The organism is Nocardiopsis sp. iso_237 (assembly GCF_056173345.1).
The window spans coordinates 4,274,831-4,300,758 of sequence record NZ_CM149669.1; the positions used below are offsets into that span (position 1 = coordinate 4,274,831).

The 25,928-nt window shown below is 73.0% G+C and carries 24 protein-coding genes; 11 read left to right on the plus strand and 13 right to left on the minus strand.

Translation table 11 applies throughout. The annotated features are described in order from the left end of the window. Nucleotides 1-86 precede the first annotated feature (86 nt). A complete protein-coding gene (locus tag AC0VYM_RS19460; protein ID WP_475454225.1) occupies nucleotides 87-1,136 on the plus strand; it encodes an NAD(P)-dependent alcohol dehydrogenase in 1,050 nt (349 codons plus the stop codon). Nucleotides 1,137-1,404: 268 nt separating this feature from the next. Here the strand turns inward: AC0VYM_RS19460 and AC0VYM_RS19465 are convergent, their stop codons facing one another. Then, nucleotides 1,405-2,316, minus strand: coding sequence for an aminoglycoside phosphotransferase family protein (locus AC0VYM_RS19465; RefSeq protein WP_475454227.1), 912 nt, complete (start codon nucleotides 2,314-2,316; stop codon nucleotides 1,405-1,407). 194 nt (nucleotides 2,317-2,510) lie between these two features. On the opposite strand from AC0VYM_RS19465, the gene AC0VYM_RS19470 reads away from it, so the two are divergent. After that, complete coding sequence (locus AC0VYM_RS19470) at nucleotides 2,511-3,296, plus strand: SDR family oxidoreductase (protein WP_475454229.1); 786 nt, start codon at nucleotides 2,511-2,513, stop codon at nucleotides 3,294-3,296. Nucleotides 3,297-3,365: 69 nt separating this feature from the next. Here the strand turns inward: AC0VYM_RS19470 and AC0VYM_RS19475 are convergent, their stop codons facing one another. Both AC0VYM_RS19475 and AC0VYM_RS19480 read right to left on the minus strand, forming a co-directional pair. Next, a complete protein-coding gene (locus AC0VYM_RS19475; protein ID WP_475454231.1) occupies nucleotides 3,366-4,262 on the minus strand; it encodes a VOC family protein in 897 nt (298 codons plus the stop codon). Next, nucleotides 4,259-4,939: a class II aldolase/adducin family protein gene (locus tag AC0VYM_RS19480; RefSeq protein ID WP_475454233.1), complete on the minus strand. Its 681-nt coding sequence runs from the start codon at nucleotides 4,937-4,939 to the stop codon at nucleotides 4,259-4,261. The genes AC0VYM_RS19475 and AC0VYM_RS19480 overlap by 4 nt, the downstream gene beginning before the upstream one ends. A 177-nt stretch (nucleotides 4,940-5,116) precedes the next feature. Here AC0VYM_RS19480 and AC0VYM_RS19485 point away from each other — a divergent pair, with 177 nt between their 5' ends. The 7 genes from AC0VYM_RS19485 (at nucleotide 5,117) to AC0VYM_RS19515 (ending at nucleotide 11,421) form a co-directional block, all read left to right on the plus strand. Further along, nucleotides 5,117-5,854: a FadR/GntR family transcriptional regulator gene (locus AC0VYM_RS19485; RefSeq protein WP_475454235.1), complete on the plus strand. Its 738-nt coding sequence runs from the start codon at nucleotides 5,117-5,119 to the stop codon at nucleotides 5,852-5,854. Nucleotides 5,855-5,969: 115 nt separating this feature from the next. Next, the gene (locus AC0VYM_RS19490) at nucleotides 5,970-6,797 is read left to right on the plus strand and encodes an ABC transporter permease (protein ID WP_475454237.1); all 828 of its coding nucleotides are present in this window, start codon (nucleotides 5,970-5,972) and stop codon (nucleotides 6,795-6,797) included. Then, complete coding sequence (locus tag AC0VYM_RS19495; RefSeq protein WP_475454238.1) at nucleotides 6,794-7,723, plus strand: ABC transporter permease; 930 nt, start codon at nucleotides 6,794-6,796, stop codon at nucleotides 7,721-7,723. The genes AC0VYM_RS19490 and AC0VYM_RS19495 overlap by 4 nt, the downstream gene beginning before the upstream one ends. Nucleotides 7,724-7,734: 11 nt before the next feature. Continuing rightward, nucleotides 7,735-8,556: an ABC transporter ATP-binding protein gene (locus AC0VYM_RS19500; RefSeq protein WP_475454240.1), complete on the plus strand. Its 822-nt coding sequence runs from the start codon at nucleotides 7,735-7,737 to the stop codon at nucleotides 8,554-8,556. A gap of 76 nt (nucleotides 8,557-8,632) precedes the next feature. Further along, on the plus strand, nucleotides 8,633-9,610 hold the full coding sequence (locus AC0VYM_RS19505) for an ABC transporter substrate-binding protein (protein WP_475454242.1): 978 nt from the start codon (nucleotides 8,633-8,635) through the stop codon (nucleotides 9,608-9,610). 73 nt (nucleotides 9,611-9,683) lie between these two features. After that, a complete protein-coding gene (locus tag AC0VYM_RS19510; protein WP_475454244.1) occupies nucleotides 9,684-9,941 on the plus strand; it encodes a tautomerase family protein in 258 nt (85 codons plus the stop codon). Nucleotide 9,942: 1 nt separating this feature from the next. Next, nucleotides 9,943-11,421: an aldehyde dehydrogenase gene (locus AC0VYM_RS19515; protein ID WP_475454246.1), complete on the plus strand. Its 1,479-nt coding sequence runs from the start codon at nucleotides 9,943-9,945 to the stop codon at nucleotides 11,419-11,421. A gap of 99 nt (nucleotides 11,422-11,520) precedes the next feature. Here AC0VYM_RS19515 and AC0VYM_RS19520 read toward each other — a convergent pair whose 3' ends face one another. The 8 genes from AC0VYM_RS19520 to AC0VYM_RS19555 form a co-directional block, all read right to left on the minus strand. After that, the gene (locus AC0VYM_RS19520) at nucleotides 11,521-12,333 is read right to left on the minus strand and encodes a DUF1295 domain-containing protein (protein WP_475454248.1); all 813 of its coding nucleotides are present in this window, start codon (nucleotides 12,331-12,333) and stop codon (nucleotides 11,521-11,523) included. Then, entirely contained in the window at nucleotides 12,330-13,643 is a 1,314-nt protein-coding gene (locus AC0VYM_RS19525; protein ID WP_475454250.1) for a class I SAM-dependent methyltransferase, read from the minus strand. Before AC0VYM_RS19525 ends, AC0VYM_RS19520 begins: the two co-directional genes overlap by 4 nt. Next, complete coding sequence (locus AC0VYM_RS19530) at nucleotides 13,640-14,899, minus strand: class I SAM-dependent methyltransferase (RefSeq protein WP_475454252.1); 1,260 nt, start codon at nucleotides 14,897-14,899, stop codon at nucleotides 13,640-13,642. The genes AC0VYM_RS19525 and AC0VYM_RS19530 overlap by 4 nt, the downstream gene beginning before the upstream one ends. Then, nucleotides 14,896-15,699 (minus strand): DUF1365 domain-containing protein, encoded by an 804-nt coding sequence (locus AC0VYM_RS19535; protein ID WP_475454254.1) that lies wholly within the window; start codon nucleotides 15,697-15,699, stop codon nucleotides 14,896-14,898. The genes AC0VYM_RS19530 and AC0VYM_RS19535 overlap by 4 nt, the downstream gene beginning before the upstream one ends. Further along, nucleotides 15,693-16,985, minus strand: coding sequence for an NAD(P)/FAD-dependent oxidoreductase (locus AC0VYM_RS19540; protein WP_475454256.1), 1,293 nt, complete (start codon nucleotides 16,983-16,985; stop codon nucleotides 15,693-15,695). Before AC0VYM_RS19540 ends, AC0VYM_RS19535 begins: the two co-directional genes overlap by 7 nt. A 121-nt stretch (nucleotides 16,986-17,106) precedes the next feature. Continuing rightward, the gene (locus AC0VYM_RS19545) at nucleotides 17,107-19,137 is read right to left on the minus strand and encodes a hypothetical protein (RefSeq protein ID WP_475454258.1); all 2,031 of its coding nucleotides are present in this window, start codon (nucleotides 19,135-19,137) and stop codon (nucleotides 17,107-17,109) included. A 40-nt stretch (nucleotides 19,138-19,177) separates the two neighbouring features. Further along, nucleotides 19,178-20,638 carry a hypothetical protein gene (locus AC0VYM_RS19550; RefSeq protein ID WP_475454260.1) on the minus strand — a complete coding sequence of 487 codons (1,461 nt, stop codon included), beginning with the start codon at nucleotides 20,636-20,638 and terminating at the stop codon, nucleotides 19,178-19,180. A gap of 127 nt (nucleotides 20,639-20,765) precedes the next feature. After that, nucleotides 20,766-21,089 (minus strand): hypothetical protein, encoded by a 324-nt coding sequence (locus AC0VYM_RS19555; protein WP_475454262.1) that lies wholly within the window; start codon nucleotides 21,087-21,089, stop codon nucleotides 20,766-20,768. Between the two features lie 316 nt (nucleotides 21,090-21,405). Here AC0VYM_RS19555 and AC0VYM_RS19560 point away from each other — a divergent pair, with 316 nt between their 5' ends. Next, nucleotides 21,406-22,878, plus strand: coding sequence for a bifunctional phosphatase PAP2/diacylglycerol kinase family protein (locus AC0VYM_RS19560; RefSeq protein ID WP_475454264.1), 1,473 nt, complete (start codon nucleotides 21,406-21,408; stop codon nucleotides 22,876-22,878). Nucleotides 22,879-22,912: 34 nt separating this feature from the next. On the opposite strand, the gene AC0VYM_RS19565 is transcribed toward AC0VYM_RS19560, so the two are convergent. Continuing rightward, nucleotides 22,913-23,887, minus strand: a complete 975-nt coding sequence (locus AC0VYM_RS19565) for a phosphotransferase (RefSeq protein WP_475454266.1) — start codon at nucleotides 23,885-23,887, stop codon at nucleotides 22,913-22,915. A 106-nt stretch (nucleotides 23,888-23,993) separates the two neighbouring features. After that, nucleotides 23,994-24,734, minus strand: coding sequence for a maleylpyruvate isomerase family mycothiol-dependent enzyme (locus tag AC0VYM_RS19570; RefSeq protein WP_475454268.1), 741 nt, complete (start codon nucleotides 24,732-24,734; stop codon nucleotides 23,994-23,996). A gap of 203 nt (nucleotides 24,735-24,937) precedes the next feature. Here AC0VYM_RS19570 and AC0VYM_RS19575 point away from each other — a divergent pair, with 203 nt between their 5' ends. After that, nucleotides 24,938-25,879: an MBL fold metallo-hydrolase gene (locus tag AC0VYM_RS19575; protein WP_475454270.1), complete on the plus strand. Its 942-nt coding sequence runs from the start codon at nucleotides 24,938-24,940 to the stop codon at nucleotides 25,877-25,879. Nucleotides 25,880-25,928: the final 49 nt, after the last annotated feature.

Genomic DNA, 25,928 nt, shown 5'->3' on the forward strand with positions numbered 1-25,928 from the left:
TTCGCGGGGACTGCCGGGGCACCGAGCGTGTCCCGTCCTCGGTGCCCCCGTACGGGCACCGCGCCTCACGCGGGGGGAGACCGCACATGCGCGCAGTGGTGTTCGAGAACTATGGGGAGTTCCCCTCACTCACGGAGGTCCCCGTGCCGGAACCAGGCCCCGGGGAGGTCCTCCTCCGCGTCGCGGGGGCGGGCGCGTGCCACTCCGACATCAGCGTGTACCGCCTGTTCAAGGAGGGGCAGCCGGGCGCGCAGAAGCCGCCGTTCGTCCTGGGGCACGAGAACGCCGGCTGGGTGGAGTCCGTCGGGAGCGGGGTGAGCGACCGCGTCCAGGTGGGCGGCTCCTACATGGTGTACGGGCCGATCGGCTGCCAGCACTGCCGCAAGTGCGCCGCGGGGTTGGAGACCTACTGCGAGAACGCGGCGACCATGCCCTATCTGGCGGTCGGGCTGGGCCGCGACGGCGGGATGGCCGAGTACATGACCGTTCCCGAGCGCCACCTCATCCCGTTGGGCGACGCCGACCCGGTGGCAGCGGCTCCGCTGGCCGACGCCGGGCTGACTCCGTACCACGCGATCAGGGCCGCCCTTCCGCACCTGGGCGGCGGAGGCCGGACCGCACTGGTGATCGGCCTGGGCGGGCTGGGGCAGATCGGCGTCCAGATCCTGCGCGCGCTGACCGGGGCGACGGTGATCGCCACGGACGTCAAGGAGAGGGCGCGCGCCCGCGCGGAGGCCAACGGAGCGATCACGGTCGAGGCCGGGGAGGGCCAGGTGGAGCGGGTCCGGGAGCTCACCGGGGGCCGGGGCGTGGACGCGGTCTTCGACTTCGTGGGCGCGGGGCCGACCGTGGCGGCGGCCGCGGCGTCCGTGGCCCAGGGCGGCCGGGTGAGCATCGTGGGCATCGGGGGCGGCACCCACGAGTTCTCGTTCTTCACCAACCCGTACGAGTCGTACCTGACCAACACCTACTGGGGCTCCGTGGCGGAGCTGTGGGAGGTGGTGGACATGTACAGGGCGGGGCAGATCCGCCCGGACGTCGAGCTGTTCTCCCTGGAGGACGCCCTGGAGGCGTACCGGAGGCTGGAGGCGGGCGAGATCGACGGGCGCGCGGTCGTGGTGCCCAACGAGAGCTGAGGTCCCGTCGCGTCCCGGTGCCGAACCGGGGCGCGGGGTTCGTGGTCGGGCCGTCCGGACCACCCGTTCGCGGTGTGGTGCCGGGCGGCCTTCGCGCGGTTGCCGCGGCCCGATGGAGCACCGGCGCCGGGTGCCGTTCCCAAGGTGTCGACGAGGTGCCCTCCCGCCTGGCCGCCCACCGCGAGCGGATCAGTCGGGAGTGGCGAAACGGCCGGTCGCCCCGGTGGGTCACTCCACCGGCGCGGCCCGCTCCCCGGGATGACCGGACTCAGTGGCGGGACAGCGCCTCCGCCACGACGGCCTGGGAGGTGTCGATGCTGGTCCGACCGTCCTCGACGTCCCACAGGGTGTTCTGGAGCAGGCGGGCCAGGGTCCAGCCGACCGCGCGCTCGCGGTCCAGCCCGAGCGCCTCGGTCAGGAGGTCGAACCGGCGCCGCACCACCCGGGGCACGTCGTCGGTGTGGAACCTCTCCCAGCCGGTGTCGAGCGCGGGCCACAGGTCGAACCCCGGGTCACCGACGAGGGGTTCGGGGTCGATGGCCAACCACGGCTCCCGCTCGGCGGCGAGCACGTTGTCGTAGTGCAGGTCCCAGTGCAGCATCCGGTCCCCGGGCTCGTCGACCAGTTCGGTGACGACCGCCGCCCAGCCGCGCACCCGCCACCGGTCGGGCTCGGACAGGGCGGAAAGCGCGTCGGGCACGGACACCAGCAGGTCCCGCACGACGTCACCGAGGCCGGGCAGACCCTCGGGCGCACGGGCGGAGTGCAGCCGGGCCATCAGCCCGGCCAGGGTGGCCACGGCTTCGTCGTCGTCCTCGACGGAGGCCAGGGAGCGTGACCCGTCCAGGCGTTCCAGCAGCAGGGCGCCGCTCTCCGGGGCGTGGTCGAGCAGCCGCACGACGCCGTCGCCGTTCCACATCCGCAGGCCGATCAGTGCGGCGGTCGTCTCCTGGCGTGGCATCTGGACCCTGAGCACCGCGCGGGAGCCGTCCGCGCGTCGCACCGGCACCACGAGTGCGGCCTGCCCGGAGACCACGCTCCCGTCGCGTTCCAGGTCCCAGAGATCGAGCAGGTCCCTCACCTGTGCGGGCAGGCGCGCGATCCAGGCCCGTTCCCCCTCACCACTCCCGTGGGACGCCGCCAGGGCGTCGGGGACCTCGATGACCTGCGGCTCACTCATGGGAGGGCGTCCTTCAGGAAGGGGGTCCGGCGCGTACGACCCCACCCGGGGGGCGGGACCTCGGTGTCGAGGTTACCGGGGCCGGGCACGGCCACCGCTCCCCGGGATCCCCGCTGACCAGGCCCCCGCGTGTCCCACGTCTCCCCCTTGCTGCCAAGATGCCGTCAGCAATCGTCGGAAGTCTGAGGAGAACAATGGATCTGGGAATCGCTGGCAAGGTCGCGCTCGTGACCGCGGCCAGCTCCGGGCTGGGCCGCGCGATGGCCGTCGCGCTGGCCGCCGAGGGGGTCCGGGTCGCCGTGACCGGACGCGACGAGGAGCGTCTGGACTCGACGGTCGAGGCGTGCCGCGCCCACGGGGTGGACGCGGTCGGCGTCGTCTGGGACCTGGCCGAGCACGGGCGCGCGGGCGAGGTCGTGGCCCGTGTGGTCGAGGAGCTGGGCCCGGTGGACATCCTGGTCAACAACACCGGTGGCCCGCCGCCCACCCCCGCCCTGGGCCAGGACCCGGCGCTGTGGGAGGACATGTACGCGGCGATGGTGCTGCCGGTCATCAGGCTGACCGACGCGGTCGTCGGCGGGATGCGCGAGCGCGGCTGGGGCCGGATCATCACCAGCACGTCGGGCGGGCCGATCGCGCCCATCCCGAACCTGGGGGTGTCCAACACCCTGCGCGCATCACTGCACTCCTGGTCCAAGACGGTCGCGAGCGAGGTGGCCGCCGACGGGGTGACCGCCAACGTCATCGTCCCGGGCCGGATCGCCACCCCGCGGGTGGAGTCGCTGGACCGCGCCCGCGCCGAGCGTGAGGGGCTGTCGCTGGAGGAGACCCAGGCCAAGGGCCGGGCGACGGTCCCCGCGGGCCGCTACGGCGACCCGGAGGAGTACGGCGCGGTGGCGGCGTTCCTGGCCAGCAGGCAGGCCGCCTACGTCAACGGTTCGGTCGTCCGCGTCGACGGCGGCCAGATCCCGTCGGTCTGAGTCCGGGGCCGGACGGACGGGGAGGGGCGGGACACGGCCGCCCCTCTCCCCCGTTCGGCCGGGCGGGGGTCAGTCGGACAGCGGGACGCTGTCCGACGACACCTGGTACTGGGTGCTCACCCGCTTGTTCTCACCGAGCCACATGTCGATGGCGCCGGGCTCGTTGAGGTCGAACCAGCGGGGCTGCCAGTCCTCGTCCTCGGGGATGCGCCGCACGCCGAAGGAGTACTCGTAGGTGAGGCCCTCCGGTCCCTTGAAGTACAGGAAGATCGCGGTGGACTGGGGGTGGCGGCCCGGCCCCTGCTCGATCTCCACGCCCTTGCTCTTGAGGAAGTTCCAGGAGCGCATGACGTCGTCGATCGACTCCACCTGGAAGTTGATGTGGCAGAGCCCCGGCCGCTCACCGTGGAACACGGCGAGTTTGTGGTGCACCGGGTCGATGCGCATCAGGCAGGCGACGTCGCTCACCCAGTCCGAGACCTTCGCGTTGAACCGGGTGGTCCAGAAGCGTCCGGCCTCGTAGATGTCGGGGGCGTCGAAGCAGATGTGCCCGAACTCGGTGATCCCGGCGGGGCGCGAGAAGGCGACCGGGGTGGTCAGGTGGGTCTGACCGACGACCAGGTCGATCCTGTTGCCGAAGGGGTCCTCGAAGGTCAGGTAGTCGTGGACCCTCCGGGAGCGCGCGCCCTCCTTGCTGCCGCGCCGGACGGGCAGCCCGGCGGACTCGAGTTCGGTCTCCGCGGACGCCAGGGCGTCGAGGTCCGCGACGGTGAACCCGGAGCTGATCACCCCGGACTCGCCCTCGACGAAGGCCAGGCAGTGGTGGCGGTGGTCCACCCGCAGGTAGGCGATCCCGTCCTGTTCCTGGACCAGTTCCATACCGACGACGTCGGTGGCGAAGTCGACGGCGGCGCGCAGGTCGGCGGCGCCGGAGCGCACGTAGGCGATGTCCTTGAGTTCGATCATGTGCTGGTGGATCTCCTTTGGGGGGTTTCCTCGTTGGCGAGGTACAGCCAGACGCGCAGGCAGAGTTCCGGCGCCACCTCGCGCCAGGCCCGCTGTTCGTCGTCGGCCAGGGGGCGGGGGGTTCCGGCGGCCGAGGCCGTGGCGTTCATGACGGCCGAGCGTTCCAGTACCCACATGAGCGCGACCGCCTCAGCGACCGAGTCGCCGACCGTGACGGCCCCGTTCCCGCGCATCAGGACCGCCGGGCCCCGGCCCAGGTCGTGGGCGAGCCGTTCGGCGTGGTCGGGGTCGCGGACCAGCCGGGGGTCCTCGTGCACCGGGACCTCCGGGCCCAGGAAGGCGCCCTGTCCGTGCAGCGGGACGACGGGGACCCCCGCCGAGGCCAGCGCGGTCGCGGTGGGCGGCTGGGCCCGGCAGACCGCCCCGACGTCGGGGCGGGCACGGAGGACGGCACGGTGGATCCACCCCTCCTTGGGCAGGGACGGCGCGAGGGTGTCGGCGGTGGGGTCGAAGGGCCGGACGTCGTCGGGGGTGAGCGCGCCGAGGGGAACGCCCCGGGTCATGGCCCAGCCTCCGTCGCGGGTGCGGGTCGACACGTGGCCGAAGGCGTCGACCAGGCCGTGCCGGGCGAGGGCGGCCCCGGCCGCGATCAGTGCTTCGGTCGTCGTGGGGTCCACGGGGTCTCCTGAGGGGGCGGATCGGGGGGTGCGCGCGGAGGCGCCGGAGAGAGGGGGAACGAGGGTGCCGTCAGGGGATCCGCGAGGAGCAGCGGAGGCCGCCGAACCGCCTGAGGGGGCTGGGATCAGGCCCCTCACCTGCGCGGTTCGCCGGAGGGTCCTATAGTTATGATCATTATGGCGAATCGTTTCAGCGGCTGGCCCACCATCGGCGGCCCCCTGCCCGAACGCGTGTCCAAGGCTGAGGGCGTGGTGCGCCACATCAGCGACATCATCATGAACAAGCAGGTCAGCCCGGGTGACCGCCTCGGCACCAAGGAGGAGTTGCGCCAGCGGTTCGAGGTCTCGGTCGGCACCTTCAACGAGGTGGTCCGACTCCTGGAGACGCGTGGTCTGGTGGAGGCCCGTCCCGGTCCGCGCGGGGGCATCTTCGTCAGTTCCCCGAGTGCGCACATCCGGCTGAGTCACCTCATCCTGGGGCTGGGTGACGACGCGCTGTCGGTCGCCAACAGCCTGGAGGTCCGTGAGGCTCTGGAGGCCACCATCGCCGAACACGCGGCGCGGGAGGCGGGCCAGGAGCAGATCAGGCGGCTGCGGGAGATCGTGGCGCTGATGGCGGACCTCAGGGACGACCCGGCGGGCTACCTGGCGCGCAACTGGGAGCTGCACGAGGAGATCGCGAGGATCTCCTCCAACCAGCTGTTGCGCACCCTGTACGTCTCGCTGCTCGACACCGCGCGCGAGTCGGTGCGCGAGATCGCGGCGGACCCCGGCTTCGAGGCGGGCTTCGAGGCCAACCTCCAGCTGCACCGCGACCTGGTGGACGCCATCGCCTCGGGTGACGCGCGGCGGGCCAGACGGGCGGCCGACGAGCACACTCCGCCGCGCAGCAGCACCCGTACGCCGCCGGGCTGAACCGGACGGGAGGGCCGACGGGGCGGGCTTCGTGGAGTTCGGGGGACGCACGTTGACATATTAACCATAATCAATAGAGTGATTGCATTCCGTCATCCCCCAGGAGCGTTCCGACGTGACCCCCCTGAACATCCTCACGCGGCGTGGTCGCCTGGGCCACAGTCCGCGCGCGTCGACCTTCGGCACCCTACGCCGAGGTCTCGTCGGCGTCGTCGTCGCGCTGTGCCTCGCTGAGGCCGTGGCCCGCTGGGGTGTGGACTCCGCCGCCCTGCCGCCGGTCTCGGTGGTCCTGGCCAACACGGCCCGGCTGCTGGCCGATCCGGCCTTCCTGGCCGAGGTCGCCGCCACACTGACCGCCGCCCTCACCGGCCTCGGTCTCGCGGCGCTCGCCGGGGTCGGCCTGGGGCTGCTCCTGGGTTCCCTGCGCTGGGTCGAACGCGCCTCCTCGGTGGTGGTGGAGTTCCTCCGCCCGATCCCCTCCGTGGCGCTCATCCCGGTCGCCATCCTCGTGTTCGGCCAGGGCGCCGAGATGAAGGTGGCCCTGGTGACCTACGCGGCGCTGTGGCCGATCCTGTTCAACACCCTGTACGGGGTGCGGGCCGTGGAACCCCTGGCCCGGGAGTCGGCCCGGGTGTTCGGGGTGCCCCGGCTCGCGGTCCTGGCGCGCGTGGTCCTGCCGTCCACCGCACCCTTCGTCGCCGCCGGGGTGCGCATCTCCGCCGCGATCGCGCTGATCGTCACCGTCAGCGCCGAACTGCTCGCCGGTGCCGCCGAGGGCCTGGGCAGCTGGATCCTGAGGATGAGCTCGGGCGGCGCCAACACCGACATGGTCTACGCGGGGACGATCGTGGCCGGGCTCCTGGGGCTGGCCGTGAACGGACTCCTGCGCTCCGTCGAACAGCGGCTCTTCCGCTGGAAGCGCCTCATGGAGGAACAGACGTGAAGACGTTCCCGACGGTGGAGCCGCCCTCGGACACACGGGGTCCCGGCGTGGTGCGACCCGCGCCCGTGCCCCCCGGCCGGGGTTCCCCGGGGCGGGCGCACCCCGGCAGGGCCGGTCGCGCCGGGCGCACCCTGGGATCGTTCCTGCTGCGCTGGGCCGTCCTGGCCGGGCTGTTGCTGGTCTGGGAACTGGCGGCGCAGAACGCGCGCTCGCCGTTCTTCCCCCCGCCCTCGGAGTTCCTGGCCCGTGCCGGTGAGCTGTGGCTGCCCTCGACCGAGGCCTGGCTGACCGACAGCATGCGCGACGACGTCCTGCCGAGTCTGGCGCGCATGCTCGCGGGCCTGGCCCTGGCCACCGTCACCGCGGTCGCGTTGGGGGTGGCGATCGCCCTCAACCGGCGCGTCGGAGACTACGTCGACCCCGTCATCCAGTTCGCCCGGGCCCTGCCGCCGCCCGCGCTCATCCCGCTGTTCCTGGTGCTGTTCGGCCGCGACGACCTGATGCGGGTACTGCTGATCGCCTTCGGCGCGTCCTGGCCGATCCTCATCAACACCATCGAGGGGGTGCGCTCCATCGACCCCCTCAAGCACGCCACCGCCCGCGTGTTCGGAGTGCCGCTGCACCGGCGCCTGACCCGCATCGTCCTGCCGGGTGCCGCCCAGAAGGTCCTCGCGGGCGTGCGCACCGCCCTCGCGCTCGGCCTGATCCTGATGGTGATCTCCGAGATGGTCGCCGCGACGGGCGGGATCGGCTACCACATCGTCCAGGCCCAGCGCGGCTTCCAGGTCCTCGACATGTGGGCGGGGATCGCTCTCCTGGGCGTCCTCGGCTACCTGCTCAACCTCGCCCTGACCCTGGTGGAGCACCGGCTGCTGGCCTGGCACCGGATCGCCAACCGCACCAGTTCCGAACCCGCGGGCCAATGAAGGCCCCGACCATGAGGACCACACCCATGCTCGACGTCAGCGGTCTGACGCACACCTACGGCAGTGGTGCCACGGCGCACACCGCGCTCGCGGACATCAGCTTCTCGGTCGCCGAGGGTGAGCTGGTCTCCGTGGTGGGCCCCTCCGGCTGCGGCAAGACCACGCTGCTGCGCATCCTCTCCGGGCTCCAGCGCCCCACCGGCGGTGAGGTCTCCTTCCAGGGGCGGCCCGTGGACGGGGTGCCCGAGGGACTGGCGATGGTCTTCCAGGACTACGCCCGGTCCCTGTACCCGTGGCAGACGGTGGCGGGCAACGTCCGCTTCCCCCTGCGCCACCTGCGCCTGGGCCGTCCCGAGGCCCAGCGCCGGGTGGCGGAGTCACTGGCCGCCGTGGGCCTGGAGGGCCACGCCGACAGGTACCCCAGCCAGCTCTCCGGTGGCATGCAGCAGCGGGTGGCCATCGCGCGGGCGCTGGCCTACCAGCCCGGGGTCCTGCTGATGGACGAGCCCTTCGCCTCCATCGACGCACAGACGCGCGAGGACCTGGAGGACCTGGTCCTGCGGGTTCGGGAACGCTACGACATGACCATCGTCTTCGTCACGCACGACATCGACGAGAGCGTCTACCTCGCTGACCGGGTGGTCGTGCTCTCGGGCCCGCCCACCACCGTCGTCACCACCATCGACGTGCCGCTCCCCCAGCCGAGGGACCAGATCGACACCAAGGAACTGCGGGAGTTCGTCGCCCTGCGCGGCGAGGTCGCACGCCTGATCCGGCGCCCCTCCTCCGAGCGGACGCCGGAACCGATCCACAGCCAGCCCAGCAACCACTGACCGAGCCACCTGCCGGGATCACGGCCCCCTGACCGTGCCCCGCCCACCCCCTAGGCGCTAATCCATCATGATGATTATGACCGACAATCCGTCGACCAGCGGGCGCTGGACCTTCGCCTGCGCCGGTGTGGCCCTCGTCCTCGCCGCCACCGCCTGCTCCGGATCCTCCGAGGCCGACGACGGCCCCACCGACGAGGCCACCACGCTGGTCGTGGGCATCACGCCCATCATCGACCACGCCTCCGTGTTCATCGCCATCGAGGAGGGCTTCTTCGACGAGGAGGGCCTCAGTGTGTCCGCCCAGCCCGTGCAGGGCGGTGCGGCCGCCGTACCGGCGATGGTCTCCGACGACCTCCAGGCGGCCTTCGCGAGCTACCCGTCCTTCTTCCTGGCCGAGAGCCAGTACATCGGCGTCACCATCGTCGCGGAGGGGGTGCGCGGCACCGAGGAGACCGCGGGGATCTACGTCAACGACGACTCCCCCATCGAGTCCCCCGCGGACCTCGCGGGACGGACCATCGCGGTCAACACCCTGAACAACATCGGTGACGTGAGCATCGCCGCGTCGTTGGAGGAGCAGGGGGTGGAGACCGCAGGGATCGAGTTCGTGGAGTACCCCTTCCCCGACATGGTGCCCGCCCTCGAACAGGAGGCCGTGGACGCGGTCTGGCTGGTGGAGCCGTTCCGCAGCGGCGCCGAGAAGGACGGCGCCCGCAAGGTGTTCTCCTCCTACACCGGGATCGCGGAGGCCATCCCGGTCTCGGGGATCGGGATGGCCGACGAGTTCGTGGCGGCCAACCCGACCACCGTCGAGGGCTTCACCCGGGCGATCGAGCGCGCCAACGGGATGCTCGCGGAGGACCCCGCGATCGCCGCCGAGATCGTGCAGACCTACTCCGAGACCACCGAGGAGCAGGCCGAGGCCATGGAGCTCCCGGTGTGGACCGGGGGTTCGGTGGACGTGGACGAGCTGGGCCGCTGGAACGACCTGCTGCTGGCCACCGGGGTCCTGCACGAGCCCATCGAGATGTCCGAGCTGACCCTCCAGGACTGATTCCCCTCCCCCGGCGGGGGCGCCTCCGCTGGCGCCGCCCCCGCCGGGCCCGCACCCCCACAGGAGAGTTCCCTTGCCCCTGATCGAAGTGACCCTCACCGAGGGCCGGGACCCCGCGCGGCTGCGCGAGCTCATGCGGTCCGTGCACGCGGCGGTCGAGACCAGCCTGGACGCGCCCGCCCAGAGCATCCGCGTCATCGTCCGCGAGGTGCCGCCCGCCCTGTGGTCGGCCGGGGGCACCACCCTGGCCGAGCAGCGGGGGCTGGACCGTCCCGCCACCGGCCGCACCGCCGACGCCGTTGGTACCGGCCGCGCCCCTGAGGGGAACTGACATGGCCGGGGCACAGCCGGACGTCGAGGAGTTCGGGCACGTCATCGACGGGGAGGAGCTCACCGCCGGGGACGGGCCCGCCTTCGACAGCGTCGATCCCTACACGGGGCGCCCCTGGGCGCGTTTCCCTCTGGGCGGCGGGGCCGAGGCGGACCTGGCCGTGGCCGCCGCCCGCCGGGCCTTCGACTCCGGACCGTGGCCGAGGATGAGCCGTTCCGAGCGGCGGGCGATCCTGCACCGGCTGGCCGACCTCGTGCTGGAGAACCGGGGGGACCTGGCCCTGGCCGACACCCGCGACATGGGCAAACCCGTGGCGCAGAGCATGGCCAAGGACGTTCCGCGCACTGCCGAGAACCTCCGCTTCTTCGCGGACCACGCCGCCCTCACCCCCGCCGAGCTGTACCCCTCCGACACCGGTCACCACGCCTACACCCGCTACGAACCGGCCGGTGTGGTGGTGGCCATCGCCCCGTGGAACTTCCCGCTGATGCTGGCGAGCTGGAAGATCGCTCCCGCACTGGCCTGGGGCAACACGGTCGTGCTGAAACCGGCGGAGGACTCCCCCGCGTCGGTCACGCTCCTGGCCCGGCTGGCGTTGGCGGCCGGGATGCCGCCCGGGGTGCTCAACGTGGTGCACGGCCACGGCCCGGAATCGGTGGGGGCGGCGCTGACCGCCCACGCCCGGGTGGACCGGATCACCTTCACCGGGGAGAGCGCCACCGGGACCGCCGTGGCGCGCGCGGCCGCCACACACCTGACCCCGGTCAGCCTGGAGCTGGGCGGCAAGGGGGCGAACGTGGTGTTCGCCGACGCCGACCTCGACCAGGCCGTGGAGTGGGCGGTGCGCGCGGCCTTCACCAACGCCGGTCAGGTGTGCCTGGCCGGGTCACGCCTGTACGTGCACCGGTCCGTGGCCGGGGAGTTCACCCGCCGTCTGTGCGAGGCCGCCGACCAGCTGGTGCCCGGTGACCCGAAGGACCCGGACACGCTGCTCGGGCCGCTGTCCTCCGAGGCGCACCACCGCAAGGTGTCGGGCTACCTCGACTCCGTGACGGAGTGGGGTGGCACCGTGGCAACCGGCTCGGCCGGGCCGGGGCTGTTCGTGCGGCCCACCGTGATCACCGGCCTGCCGAAGGAGGCCCCGCACCGCAACGAGGAGATCTTCGGCCCCCTCGTGACGGTCACTCCCTTCGACACCGAGGACGAGGTGGTGGCGGAGGTCAACGACACCCCCTACGGCCTCAACGCCATGCTGTTCACCGAGGACCTGTCCCGCGCCCACCGCGTGGCCGCTTCGCTGCGGGTGGGCACGGTGTGGGTGAACTGCTTCTTCGTCCGCGACCTGCGCGCGCCCTTCGGCGGGGCGGGCCGCTCCGGGCTGGGCCGCGAGGGCGGCGCCCACAGCCGCGAGTTCTTCACCGAGCCCAAGGCCGTGGTGATGCGGATCAGTGAGGTCCCTCGACCGGACGGGGCCGCCTGACCCCGTCCGCCGCCCGAACCGCCCCCGGCCGGGGCCACTCCACACCTTCCGGCCGGGGGTTCCTCGTTCCCGCGCGAGACCGTTCGGGCGGGTCCGGGCTCACTCCCGGGCGGCCGCCCTCTTCGGGGGCAGGGGGACGAAGGAGCTCGTCCGGGCGGCGTACTCCGACCAGCCGGGCCGGGCGGACATGTGCTCGTCGAGCAGTCGCTGCCCCGAGCCCCGGGTGAGCAGGTAGGTCATCAGCAGAGGCGCGGGCAGGGTGAGCAGGACCCACCAGGACCCGGCGGCGACCAGGAACAGGCCCCACCACACGACGGCGTCTCCGAAGTAGTTCGGGTGCCGGGTCCAGGCCCACAGTCCCCGGTCCATGATCCGGCCCCGGTTGGCGGGGTCGGCCCTGAACCGGGCGAGCTGGGCGTCACCGACGGACTCGAACACGAACCCGGTGAGCCAGACCAGCACGCCCAGGAACGCCAGCCAGCCGAGGGGGCCGGCGGTGTGGGCGGCGACCTGCAACGGGAGTGAGACCAGGAGGAGTATCGAGCCCTGGAGCAGGTACACCACCCGCAGGGCGTACAGGTTCCGGCTCCCCGGGGCGTTGGAGAGGAACCGTTCGTACCGGGGGTCCTCGCCCTTGCCGCGGCCGCGCAGCCCGATGTGGACGGCCAGGCGCACGCCCCACACCGAGGTGAGGGCGGCCAGCAACCAGGTCCGGGCGGGGTCGCCGGTCCCGGTGGCGGTGGCGACCGCGGCGGTGGACACCGCCACCCCGACGAAGCCGAGCCCCCAGGCGACGTCCACGACGCCGTGGCGGCCCACCCGGACCGCGACCGCGAAGGTGGTGAGCATGACCGCGCCCACCACGACCGCGGCGACGGCGAGGTTGAGCAGGACGGCGGCGAGGACGCTCATCGGGGCGTCACCGCCTCGGTGCCCGGTTCGGACCCGGCCCCTCCTCGGGTGACCGGGTCCGGTCGGACCGCCAGGATCTGGTCCACGCCCATGCGCCCCTCCTCGAAGGCGAGTGACCCTCCGGCCAGGTAGAGCCGCCACATCCGGGCCGCCTCCGGACCGGCGAGGGCGACCAGTTCGTCGATCCGGCGCTCCAGCACGTCCGACCAGGCTCGGGCGGTGCGCACGTAGTGCTCCCGCATCGCCCGGACGCCGCGCACCTCGAATCCCGCGTCCTCCAGGAGGCCGACGGTCTCACCGAGCGGGCGCATGTGCATGTCGGGCGCGACGTAGCGCTCGATGAAGGGGCCGCCGCCGGGGTGGGGGCCGCGCCGGGACATCTGCTGGACCAGCAGCGATCCGCCGGGACGCAGCAGGTCGTGGAGCTGCCGGGTGAACGGCGCGTAGCCGTCGCGGCCCACGTGCTCGCCCATCTCCACGGAGGCGACCGCGTCGAAGCCACCGGGCCCGAAGGTGTCGGGGGCGACGTCGCGGTAGTCCATCAGGCGCACGTCCACCAGCTGTTCGAGCCCTTCCTCCTCCGCGCGTGCGAGCACGTGGTCCCGCTGTCGTGCGGACAGGGTGAGCGCCGAGACGTGCGCCCCGTACCACCGGGCCGCGTGCAGGGCGAGCGATCCCCACCCGCATCCGACGTCGAGCAGCCGGTCCCCCTTGTGCAGTCGGAGGGTGTCGCAGACCAGGTCGAGCTTGGCGCGCTGGGCGTCGGCCAGGGTCTGCCCGGGCTCGTCGTCGTCCCAGAGCGCGCACGAGTAGGCCATGGTCTCGTCGAGCAGCAGTTCGTAGAGGTCGTTGCCCGCGTCGTAGTGGTGGGAGATCGCAGCGGCGTCGCGTTCCCGGGAGTGGCGCCGTCCCCCGATACGCGCTTCGGAGGCCGGAGGGGGCGGCGGCGGTCCGACCACGCCCAGGACCACGGCGGTGCGGGCGATCCTCGCCCAGGTGCGCGGACCGGGGACCGAGGTGCCGTGGGTCCCGACCGACGCCCAGACCCGGCGCAGCGCGTCGGTGAGGTCCCCTTCGACCTCGATGCCACCGGTGACGTAGGCCCGGGACAGCCCGAGTTCGCCGGGGCGGGCCAGGACGCGCCGCAGGGCGTCACGGTCGCGGACGGTGACGCGCGGGGCGTCGACCGGCCCGGTCTCGCTGCCGTCCCAGGCGCGGAGCCGGACCGGGAGGACCCCGTTGAGGAAGGCGGCGACCAGGGGGCCGAGCAGGTGGGCGACGCCCCGGGGGCGCGGGTGGGTGGTCGTCATGCGGCACGCTCCATGGCGATCTGTTCGACGTCGATGAGCCCGGATCGGAACCCGGCCTCGCAGTAGGAGAGGTAGAAGGTCCACATACGGCGGAAGGTGTCGTCGAAGCCGAGCGAACGCACCTGTTCCGCCGCTCCGGCGAAGGTCTCGCGCCACACGCGCAGGGTGTCGGCGTAGTCCCGGCCGAAGGCGAGGCGGTCGGTGATCCGCAGTCCGGTCCGGGCGGCGAGCTGTTCGCGGACGGCGGTGACCGAGGGGATGAGTCCGCCGGGGAACACGTACTTGTGCATCCAGGTGTAGGAGCCCCGGGAGGCCCGCATCAGGCGGTGGTCCATGGTGATGGTCTGGAGGGCGACCCGTCCGCCCGGCCGGACCAGCCGGTCCAGCGCGGTGAAGTAGTCGGGCCAGTAGCGTTCACCGACCGCCTCGACCATCTCGCAGCTGACCAACGCGTCGTGGGTGCCGGTGGCGTCCCGGTAGTCGCACAGCTCGACGGAGACCCGGTCGGAGAGACCCTCGGCGGCCACGCGCTCACGGGCGTGGTCGCGCTGTTCGGTGGAGAGGGTGAGGGAGGTGACGTGGGCGCCCCTGCGGGCGGCGCGCACGGCCAGTTCACCCCAGCCGGTGCCGATCTCCAGCAGCCGGGTGCCGTCCCCGACCCCCGCGGCGTCCAGGAGCCGGTCGGTCTTGCGTGCCTGGGCGCGGGCCAGGCCGTCCGTGTCACGCGGGTCGTCGTCGGTGAACAGCGCAGACGAGTAGGTCATGGTGCGGTCGAGGAAGAGGGCGAAGAGCTCGTTGGACAGGTCGTAGTGGTGGCTGATGTGCCGACGGGCCCCGGCACGGGTGTTGCGGTCCGAGGCGGGGCGGCGCGGCAGGGTGAGGTGGCGCAGCGGCTGGAGCGGTCTGGGAACCAGTTCCTCGTAGTGCTCGGCGAAGCGGGTGAGTACGGCGACGGGGTCGGGTGAGTCCCACTCCCCCGCCATGTACGACTCCCCGAACCCGATGAGGCCGTCGTGGGCCAGGCGGGCGTGGAAGGCGTCGGGGTCGCGGAGCCACAGGACGGGGGCGTCCCCGTCGGTGAGCTCGGCGGGCGGTGCCGTGTGGCCGACGTGTGCGCGGATCCCCGCCGCCGGGACGGCGCGGGCGGAGAGCAGGCGGGCCACGGCGGTGCGCAGCGGGCCGCTCGGGACCCTGGCGACGTCGGGCCAGCGGTGCGGGTCGACGGCACCGGGCGGGTGGGGGCTGGTCGCGGTCATGGTCGTGTTCCTCGTGGTTGGGGACGGCCGGGACTGGGGCGGACGCTGCCGGGGGCTCGTGCCCGCGGTCCGCGCTCCCCGGTACGCGGGCGGTCGGGCTCGGGGCGTTCCCGGAACGGGAGGCCGCGCAGGTGGAGCCGGAGGCCGTGGACCCTGATGCGGGCCGCGTTGACCAGCGGCGCCAGCGGGTGGCGTACGGACATGCGGAGCAGCCGGGCGAGGGTCGCGGGGCGGCGGCGGCCGCGCACGGACGCCGTGAAGGGAGGGCGTCCCTCACGGTGGAGGGCGACGGTGAGCGCGAGCCGTTCGCCTGGTTCGGGCAGGCTGAGCCGGTACTCGCCGTCGACCTCGTTGAACGGGGACACGAACAGGGCCTTGGGGACGGTGGCCCGCCCCCGCCGGTCCGGGTGGAGGAGGTAGCGGTGGCGGTCGCCGTAGGTGTTGTGCACCTCCGCGACCACCGCGCGAGGCGAACCGTCGGGGTCGTGGCACCAGTAGACGGTCAGCGGGTTGAAGACGTGGCCGAACACCCGGGCGTGCGCGAGCATGAACACCGGGCCGCCGTTCAGGTCGATCCCGTGTTCGCGCAGGTGGAGGATGATGTCGGCGCGCAGGGTGGCGGCCCGCCCGTCACCGTGGTCGGCGGGGTGGAACCCGGCCAGGGCTCGCAGAGGCCACGGGAGGCGCGGCGGGGCGTCGAGGTCGATCAGCCAGTAGTACGTGCGGTGCGCGAAGGCGTACCGGACGGGCTCGGCACGGGCGTGCCGCACCGTGGCCTCGTACAGGGCGGGGATCACCACCGCCTCCCCAGGGCGGCGGCCGCCTCGACCCCGGAGCGGCAGCCGTCCTCGTGGAAGCCCCAGCCGTGGTGGGCCCCGGCGAAGGCGAGGACGGGGGTGTCGAGGGAACGGAGCCTGCGCTGCGCCGCCACCGACTCCGGGGTGAAGACGGGGTGGGAGTAGTCCATGGCCGCCACCACCCGGTCGGGTTTCAGGCCGTCACCGGCGTTGAGCGTGACCACGTAGTCGGTGCCTTCGGGCAGGCCCTGGAGCCGGTTCATGTGGTAGCTGACCCGTACCGGCGAGCCGCCCGGGTCGCAGGAGTCCAGTCGGTGGTTCCAGGAGGCCCAGGTGTCCCGGTCCGAGGGCAGGACCGAGGTGTCCGTGTGCAGCACGGTGCGGTTGCGTGTGTAGGTGAAGCTGCCCAGGATCTCCCGTTCGTCCGCGGAGGGGCGGTCGAGGAGCGCCAGGGCCTGGTCGGCGTGGGTGGCGACCACGGCGGCGTCGAACTCCAGCACCTCGGCGCCGGTGCTCAGCCGCACCCCGTCCTCGTCACGGGAGAGGGCGCGGACGGGCGTGCCGAGGCGGACGGAGTGCAGGCCCGCCAGCACGCGTTCCACGTAGGTGTGGGAGCCGCCCTCCACCGTGCGCCAGCGCGGGGACCCCCAGACGCCGAGCATGCCGTGGTGCTCCAGGAAGCCGAACAGGTGGCGCGCCGGGTAGTCCAGGGCGGTCCCGGCCGGGCAGGACCAGACCGCCGACACCAGCGGCAGGAGGAAGTGCGCGGTGAAGAAGGGGGAGAAGCGGTGGCGGTCCGCGAACTCCCCCAGGGTGGGGCCGACCACCGTGCCCCCGGGATCGACCCTGCGGGCCACGGAGACCAGGCGTCGGGCCGCCCGGTGGAAACGCGGGATGTCGAGGAGCATGCGGACGTGGTCGGCGCCGCGCCGGGACCCGCTGGGCCACAGCGCGCGCACCCCCCGTGCGCCCGCGTACTCCAGACCGCAGCCCTCGCAGCTGACCGACAGGCTCATCTCGGTGGGCCGGGTGGTCACGCCGAGTTCGTCGAAGAGCCGCAGGAGGTGGGGGTACGTGCGGCGGTTGTGCACGATGAAGCCGGAGTCCACGGCCAGTTCTCCGCCGTCCGCCCCGGGGACGCGGTGGGTGTGCGCGTGGCCCCCGGGACGGTCGTCGGCCTCGAACAGGGTGACGTCGTCGTGTCGGCCGAGGATGTACGCGGCCGTCAGTCCGGAGACGCCGCTACCGATGACCGCGACCCTGCGACGCCCGGTGTGGTGTGTGCTCATGCGTCCTCTCGCGAATCAGGTGTCTGGCTGACACCAGTGATTCGGAGCAGGTCGGGGAGCGGATTGGTGGTAGTTGGGAAAAAAAGATTCACGGAATGCGAGAGGGCGCCTGCGCGGTCGGTCAGGGCTGCCAGCCGTACACGCCGGAGCCCTCCTCTCTCAGGTAGGAGACCACCGCGCCGGGGACCACCTCCGCCTGGGGCCAGCTCGCCTCCCACTTGAGCTGGTACCTCCAGCGCTCCTCCCCGCCGACCAACGAGGCGACACCCGCGGTCGGTTCGCCCGGCCCCGGGGCGGAGCCCTGGAAGGGGGCGGTCGTCAGGGAGAGGTCTCCCCGGTTCAGTACCCCCTCCACCCCGACGAAGGGCAGGGCCACCCCGCCCGTGGGGGCCACCGGGGAACCGCTCGGGGCGTCGGAGTGTCCTCCGGTCAGGTCAGGGGAGGGGACGCGGACCACCCCGGTGATCGAACCGGAGGCGTCCAGGCGTTCGAGGACGGTGACGGTGTCACCCCGTTTCTCTCCCTGGTCGTCCGTCTCCCGCTCTGACATGGACGTCACCGCACCACCGGTGTCCGCGTGCACGACCGACGACGACCAGGAGTCAGGTGCGGCCACCAAGGCGTCCGACCCGTCCTCGGCGTCCAGGACCACGTGCACCTCGTCCAGCAGGCTCCACACCACCACGGCCGGCGCCGCGCCGGGGTTCAGGACCGGGCCGCCGTCGCTCAGCGCCACCCACGAGGACGTCGCTCCGTCGGAGGCGTCCCAGGTACGGCGCCAGTTCTCCTCGCCGGTGTACAGGTCCAGGGCGAGCAGGTGGGAGACGAACCGGTCGTTGTCGCGGTCGAGGTGCTCCCTCGCCTCCCGTTCGTGCTCGAAGTCGGCGGGGTCGGCGCAGCGGTAGGAGAGCAACAGCTGGTCACCCTGGACCAGGAGGTTCTCCCCCCACGTGTCGGAGCGCAACCGGAGTTCGTCGGTCCCGCAGACCATGCCGTCCTCGACCGCTCCCGGTTCGTCCTCCAGCGTGAACCACCACAGGTGGTCGGTGCCCTCCTCCGCGCGGACACCGAGGCCGACACCGTCGTAGTCGTCGCGGATCGACAACCGGAGCCCGGGCAGGGAGTGGTCGTGCGCGTTCCGAGAATCGACGGTGTCGGTCTCGAACGCGTCGACGACTCCTCCCGTGGCCGTGTCCAGGAGCACCACGTCGCCGCCTCGCAACGGGTCCTCGGCCGGGCTCCCCCTGCCCAACGACTCCCGCGAGCGGAGGATCACCTGGGCGCGGTCGGCGCCCGGATGCAGGGTGACGAGGACGTCGCCGCGCGGGCGCCGGTAGCTCCACAGTTCCGCACCGGTGGCACCGTCCAGACCGAACACGCCGTCCGTGGTCGCGACGACGGGACCGAGCGGGCCGCGTTCGACGTCGGCCACCGCGGTCCCCTCCGGTGGCCGCCACTCCCAGCCCAGCCGTTCGACGGAGGCGGGGTAGGGGGCGGGGTCCGCCGGGGACCCGTCCAGGACGGAGTGCCGGGTGGGGACGTGCTCGGACAGCGCCCGCACCGCGGGGTCGGCGAGCAGCGCCAGCGACGCGCCGACCGCGAGCGGCGTCAGCCACCAACGCGGGGTTCGCGTGCGGGTCCGCGGCCAGCGGTGTGAGACCAACAGCAGGACGAGGCCGAGCAGCGGCGGAAGACCGATCCCCCAGAGGGCCACCTCCCCCGGCCGGACACCGTAGCCCGTGTCGAAGAGCCCCGCTGTCAACACGAACGAGGCCCGGGGCAGGTGCGTCCAGAGGACGAGCAGCAGGACCACCAGCGCGGATCCGAGGAGGAAGGGGAATCCGGGGGTGACCGGCCCCTCCGGGTCCGGGTTCGGTTCCCGACGGTCCCGGCGGAGGAGGCTGACGGCCACCACGACGGCGGTCAGGACCGGAATCTGCCAGACGCCGCGCCCCTCCGCCGGGACCAGCAGCTCCGGGCCGAAGCCGCTGCCCTCCAACCGCCGCAGGACGAGGAAGGCGGCCGGAACGGTACCGAGGAGCAGCCCGAACCCGGCCCAGCCCACCACCTCCCGCAGGCGCTCGGTCCGGTTTCCCTGGTCTGGTGCGGCGCCCGCGTGGGCGGAGTCCTGCGTCGTGGAGGTGGTACTCACGGGTTCTTCTCACCGCTGTTCTCTGGAGGATGGACGGAGGTCAGGGCACCAGGCCGTGGACGTCGGCCGCGCCGGTGCCGTAGGAGACCACGGCGCCGGGGACGGCGACCAGCCGGTGCTCCCCGGGTACGTCGTTCGCGGGTGAACCGATCTCCACGCGCTCCCCACCGAGGTCGCCGGCGGCCAGCGCGAGGGAGTGCACACCGCGTTCACCGTTCTCCCGATCCGTGTAGGGGATCAGGAGGGTGTCGTCGAGGACGACCGCGAGGTCGAGGGGTTCGGGTACCGGACCGTCCGGGTCGACCGTCACACGGGCGGTCACCCCGCCCTCGGGGTCGGTGGTGAGGACCTCCAGGGGCTCCCCGCTCCCGGGGTAGCGGCCCTCCACGGCGATGACCGTGCCAGCGGTGTCCGCCCGGAGGACCCGGTCCACCCTGGGCCCGAACCGCCCGCGGGCGTCGCGCGCCTCCTCGGGGTGGCCGAGGGGTTCTCCGGTACGCGGGTCGAGCAGGTGCAGCTCGGAGTCAGCCCGGAACCGGAGGGCGGGCGCCCCGCCTTCGGAGTGCACCGTCCCGTCCGCGAGGTCCAGGTCGAAGCGGCCCCACGAGCGGCGGACCGGGTACTCGTACCGCCACACCTCCTCACCGCTGGTGAGGTCGAGGGCGGCGACGGTGGCGACCGCCGTGTCCAGGGATCCCCCGTGGGCGAGGATGTCGTCGGAGCCGTCGCCGGATTCGCCGGGCAGTGCTGGCTGGAGCGTCCGCTCCTCGTACTCGCGTGCGTCCGCGCAGGTGTGGGCGACCACGACCCGTCCGTCTCCGGTGTCCGGGTCGGTCGTCGGCCACAGGACGCGTTGGAGCTCGCAGAACAGGCCCTCCCCCCGCGGGACGAAGGTCCACCGCGCCCCGCCGCTGCCGGTCGCCGTGCCGTCGAACTCCCGTGCCTGGACTCCCCTGGTCCCGGCGCCGTCGCGGTACTCGTGGAGAGTGGTCGACGGCGCGTACCCCACCAGTCCCTCCAGGCGGCGTTCACCACCGACGGCCTCGCCGGTCGCGGGGTCCAGCGGGGTGGCCGTCACGGTGGCCACCCCGAGGTCCCGGGTCAGGAGGACGACGTCCTCGAAGAGCAGTGCCTCCGCGTCCCAGCCGTGCGGCTCACGGTAGGTCCACACCTCCTCCCCGCTCGCGCCGTCGAGGGCGACGACCCCGTCCGACAGCACCAGGATCGGCCCGCGGGGACCGGCCGCCACGCTCTCCACCCGCACACCCGACGGGGGCGACCAGGTCCATCCCACTCCGTCGACGCCGGAGGGGACCGCCAGTGGTTCACCGGGGTCGCCCGAGGCGACCGTGTGGATCAGGCGCGGAGGTGTGAGCGCCCAGACCAGCCCCGCGAGGAGCGCCACGGCCACGGCACCGGAGGCGGCCGCGACGACGGTGGTCCGGGTGCCGGAACCGCGCCGGGGCCGTCGCGGGCGCGCGTCGCCACCCTGCTCGTCCACCGTTCACCCGCCCCCCGCGGTCGGCCGCTTCGTGTGCCCGGACACCGACGGTCCGTCGCGCGAACGACAACCTAGCAGCGGTGGAAGGGCCCTCACGAAGGGGCCGGGGGCCTGCGAGGACGTGGGATCAGTGGTCGGCGGGGGCGGCGGGACGGGGGTCCAGCCCCAGCCCCGCGCGGAGTTCGGCGCACACGTCCTGGCAGGACTCGTCCCTGCTCACCACGTCCACCTCGCCGCCCCGCGCCCACCGGGCGAGCTGGTCGGCCCACTCCGAACGCGGCATGGACACGACGTCCGGGGGTTCGACCCCCTCACTGACCGCGCCCGGGGCGCCGTCGGTGAGCACGGTGACCCGGCGGTCGGGGTGGAGTTCGGAGAGGTCGACGGTGAGCGGCTGCTCGGAGTGCAGGACCACGACGTGGATCTGGTCGGGGGTCTCAGTGGTGGACATGGGCGCCTTTCCTCAAAGGGGGACGTCCGAAGACCTACTCTCCCGCACCCCCTCCGAAACGTCCTCCACAGGGCCGGAACCGGCCATCCAGGGGCGACCCCGGACAGTGACGGGGATCCCACCCCAAGCCGAGCGGGACAGGCTAGCCTCAGAACGGGACCACGGGAGTTCCGGCGGTGCGCGAACCGCCTGCCGTGCGCCCGGGGGCGACGGCCCTTCCCCAGTCGTCACCCCCGGGCACCGTCCCGCTCCGGCCCCGTCACGGGCGAAGCGCGCCTTATGGACAACTCATCCGATGACCACCAGGCTGGGGCCCATGAGACTGCTCCCTCGACTCCAACGCCTCGACCAGCGCGTCTACGACCGGGTGACCCGGGTGGGGACCCCCCACCTGGACGGCTACACGCCGAAGTTCGTCCAGAGCACCGACAACATGGCGCCGTGGGTCCTGGTCTCGGCCACGCTCGCCGTCACCGGCGGCCCGCGTCTGCGCCGCACCGCGCTGCGGGCGATCGTCGCGGCCGGGATCGCCAACGTCGGCGCCACCGCGGTCAAGTACCTGGTGCGCCGTCCCCGCCCGGACAGCTCGGCGGTTCCCGCCGCCCGGGTTCCCTATCGTTCCTACCTCAGTTCCTCCTTCCCCTCCGGGCACACCGCCGCCGCGGTGGGCTACGCGGGCGGCGTCGTGTCCGACGCACCGCTGCCGCTGTCCCTCCTGGTGTCCGCGATGGCGGGTGCCGTGGGCTTCTCCCGCGTGCACAGCGGGGTCCACTACCCGGGCGACGTGCTCGGCGGGGTCGCGATCGGCGCCGCCTCCGCCCTGCTCTCCCGCACGCTCCTGCCACCGCGTCCCGAACTCGTCTTCGGGGCGAGCACCACCCCCGTGGGGGAGGCGGAGGTGGACCAAGAGGGCGCCGGGGTGACCGTGGTGGTCAACCCGCGCGGCGGTGACACCGGGGTGCCCACCCTGACCACCGCGGACACCACGACCCGGGTGGCCCGCCAACTGCCCCGGGCCCGGATCGTTCCGCTCTCCGCCGACGACGACGTCGCCTCGGTGATGGACGAGGCGGCCCGCGACTGCTCGGTGCTCGCGGTGGCGGGCGGTGACGGGACCGTCAACGCCGGAGCCACGGCGGCCCTCGCCCACGACCGTCCGCTCCTGGTGCTGCCGGACGGCACCCTGAACAACTTCGCCCGCACCCTGGGGCTGACCTCGGTGGAGATCGCCCTGCGCGCCTACTCCGGTGCCCGGCTGGCCCGGGTGGACGTGGGCGAGGTGGACGGGCGCGTCTTCCTGAACACGTCGTCGTTCGGGTCGTACCCGCGCATGGTGGAGCGGCGTGACCGCTGGGCGGACCGGATCGGCAAGTGGCCCGCGTTCGCCCTGGCCCTCTGGCGCGACCTGCGGGAGGTCCAGCCCACTCCGGCTCTGGTGGACGGGCGCCCGGCGAAGGTGTGGTGGGCGTTCGTGGGCAACTGCCGGTACCGGACGCACGCCCGGGTGCCGGGCCTGCGGGAGCACCTGGACGACGGGCGGTTGGACGTGCGGGTGCTGTGCGCGCGTTCGCCCTTCCCCCGGTTGCGCGCCCTGGCGGACGTGCTGTTCGCGCGGGCGGTGTCCGGGGCGGGCTACACCGAGCGGCTGACCGAGTCGCTCACCCTGTCGATCCCGGACGAGCCCCGTCTCCTGGCCGTGGACGGCGAGGTCGTGGAGGGGTCGGCCGAGGTGGTCTTCCGCAAGCGCCCGGCGGCACTGCGCGTGTTCGTGCCGCTGCTCAACGGCTGAGCACGGTCCCACCGGGCCCCACGGCCCACCGGGCTCAGTGGGCCAGGCGGCGCAGGATGGCTCCCAGGTCCCGCCAGGCCTGTTCGGTGTCGGTGCCCCGACGGTGCGGGGCCGCGAACCAGTCGACGAACTCCACGACGTCCTGGAGGTCCCAGCGCAACCCGTACAGGGACAGGAGCGCGGGGTCGGGCCGGTGCCCGGTGGCCTCGGCGTAGCGGGCGAGTTCGTCGGGGTCGTCGGTGACCAGCCACAGGTCGCGTTCGGGAACGGCCAGACCCACGGTGTCCCAGTCCACGAGGAGCGGGCCCGAACGGCGCCACAGCAGGTTGCCCGGGTGCGGTTCGCCGTGGGTGGTGACCGCACGTGAGGCGTCGGCCCGCGCGGCGCGGCGGCCGAACTCGTCCAGGCGGGCCCGCAGCGCGGCGCCGTGCGCGGCGAGCAGCTCGGCGGTCGGCTCCGCGAAGGGTCCGTGGTCACCGATCTTCCCAGGGTCCTCGGTGAGCTCCGCCAGTCGTTCGGCCCCGTCCAGGGTCGGCGGGGTGGACCGGATGCCGGTGGGCGGGGTGCGTCCGTGCAGCCGGGCGAGGGTGTCCAGGACCTGGGCCCGCTGTTCGGGCGTGAGCTCCTGTCCGAAGTCACCCGGGTCGCCCTCCGTGTGCGGGAAGACGCTGAGCGCGTAGCGGTCACCGATCCGCCGGGCGGTGGTTCCCCCGGTGGAGCGGAGCGGGGCCACGACGAAGCCGAGCCCGTGCGCGTCGTGGAGCTCGGCGGCGGTGTCCATGGCCCGGCGCAGGTTGCGCAGGGCGGTGTCGGGCTCGCCGCCGAGGAAGGGTTTGTGTTCGAGGTCCGCCAGGGTGAGGAACCAGCGCCGCCCGGAGGTGTCGGTGGCGCTCCAGTGGTGGTCACCGAAACCCAGCGGCACGTGTGTCAGCACCTCGGGGTGGATACCCCAGTCCGCCAGCGCGTCCTTGATCTGGTGGTCGTCGAAGTCCACGGGCCTGTCCAACATGGCAGCGACGCTAACAGCCCGCCCACGGATGGCGCACGGTGTTTTCCCGGGGGTGTCACCGCCCCCGGGCGCTCGTGTGACCGGACGGGCGTGCGACGCCGGTCGGTCACTCGGTCTCCGCGACCCTGAGGAACCGTGTGAAGGCCTGCGCGTCGCCGGTGATCCTCAGTGACTCGGGACCGGTCCGTCTCCACAGGGTGAGCAACAGGTCGGAGGCGGTGCCCTCCACCTCGGTGTTGGCGCGGTTCACGCCGTGGCTGACCCGCCAGTGCTGGCCGGTGTGGTCCACCGACCAGGAGCGGCCGACATCGGTGGCGGTCAGCAGCACCGCGCCGATCGGTCCGACCGGTTCGCGGGGCAGGTCCAGCATCTCGGCCAGACCGAGGAAGAAGGCGAGGAACTCGTCCACGCCGTCCGCGGCGACGTCGGCGGGCAGCGCCGCCGGGCCGCCGACGGCGTTGAGCGCGTCCCAGGCGTGCACGGCGGTCTCCTGGGCCATGCGTCTGAGAATGAACGCCCCGTCCTTCTGCGGGGACCAGGTCCAGCGTGGTACCTCGGGGTCCAGCGCGGTGAGCACGGTCAGGGTCTCGGCCAGCCCCTCCCGGTACCAGCCCAGCAGTTCCTCGTCGTCGGGGCGCTCCGGCTGCACGTACCCGTCGTCGGGGTCCCTGATCTCCCCGGAGGCGATGGACCTCCAGAAGTGGTGGGTCTCGCCGACGTGCCAGACCAGGTCCAGGACGTTCCACTCGGGGCAGGTGGGTACGTGCGCGTGCGGGCGGTCCTCGGCGGCGTCAGCGATGAGGGTGCCGCTCTCGCGGAGGACCGTGAGGTGTCGAGGGGTGTCCATGTTCGGGACGCTAGCACCCGGCGCTGGCCGAAGTCCGGATATCCACAAGCTGGATTCTCGGAAGGCGGACCCGGTCAGGGCACCGGGAGATCCTTTCCCCACCGGCTGGCGGACTCCAGTGGAGTGGGCTCCCGCCCCGGGCCAACGAATACGCTGCCCGTCGGGGAAACACCCCCGAACCGCCGTCTGACAAGGGGATCACCATGGCAGAGACCGCACGGACCGGCCCGGAGGCCGGGGCGCTCAGCGAGGTCGTCGACGGCGTGTACGCGTGGGTGCAGCCCGACGGCACCTGGTGGGTGAACAACGCGGGCGCCGTGTCCGGAGACGACGGAGTCCTCGTGGTGGACACCTGTGCCACCGCAACCCGGACCCGGCGGTTCCTGGGCGCGCTCGCGTCCGTCACGGAGGGCGCCCCGGTCCGGTGGGCGGTCAACACCCACCAGCACGGCGACCACACCTACGGCAACAGCCTGCTGCCCGACTCCACCGTGCTGATCGGCCAGACCGGCATGCGCGAGGCGCTCGACACCGACCCGCTGTTCGAGAACCCCCCACCGGTCTGGGAACCCCTCCCCGTCTGGGGCGACGTCACCCGGAGACTGCCCTCCGTCACCTTCGACCGCGAACTCACCCTGCACCTGGGCGGTCGCCGCGTCGACCTCCACCACCCGGGGTACACCGCGCACACCGTCGGTGACGTCGTGGCCTGGCTCCCACGGGAAAAGGTGTTGTTCGCCGGGGACCTGATCTTCCACGGGCTGACCCCGCTGCTGCTCATGGGGTCGCTCGACGGCGCGCTGCGCTCCCTGGAGTGGGTCCGCTCCTTCGCCCCGGACCACGTGGTACCCGGCCACGGCCCGGTGCTGACCGGCGCCGAACTCGACGGCGTACTGACCGTGCACGAGCGGTACTACCGGTTCGTCCTCGAAACCGCCGGGAAGGCCCTCCGGGAGGGTCGCACCCCCTTGGAGAGCGCGCGCGGCATCGACCTCGGTGAGTTCGGCGCGTGGGCGGACGCGGAGCGGATCGTCATGAACCTGCACCGCGCCCAGGCCGACCTCGCCGGCGTGCCGATGGACCTGGCCCGGGCCCTGTCCGACGCCGTGGAGTGGAACGGCGGACCGATGCCCACCACCCTCTGACCCGGATTGTCGGTGCCCGCCGATAGATTCGGAACCAGTCGACACGGCC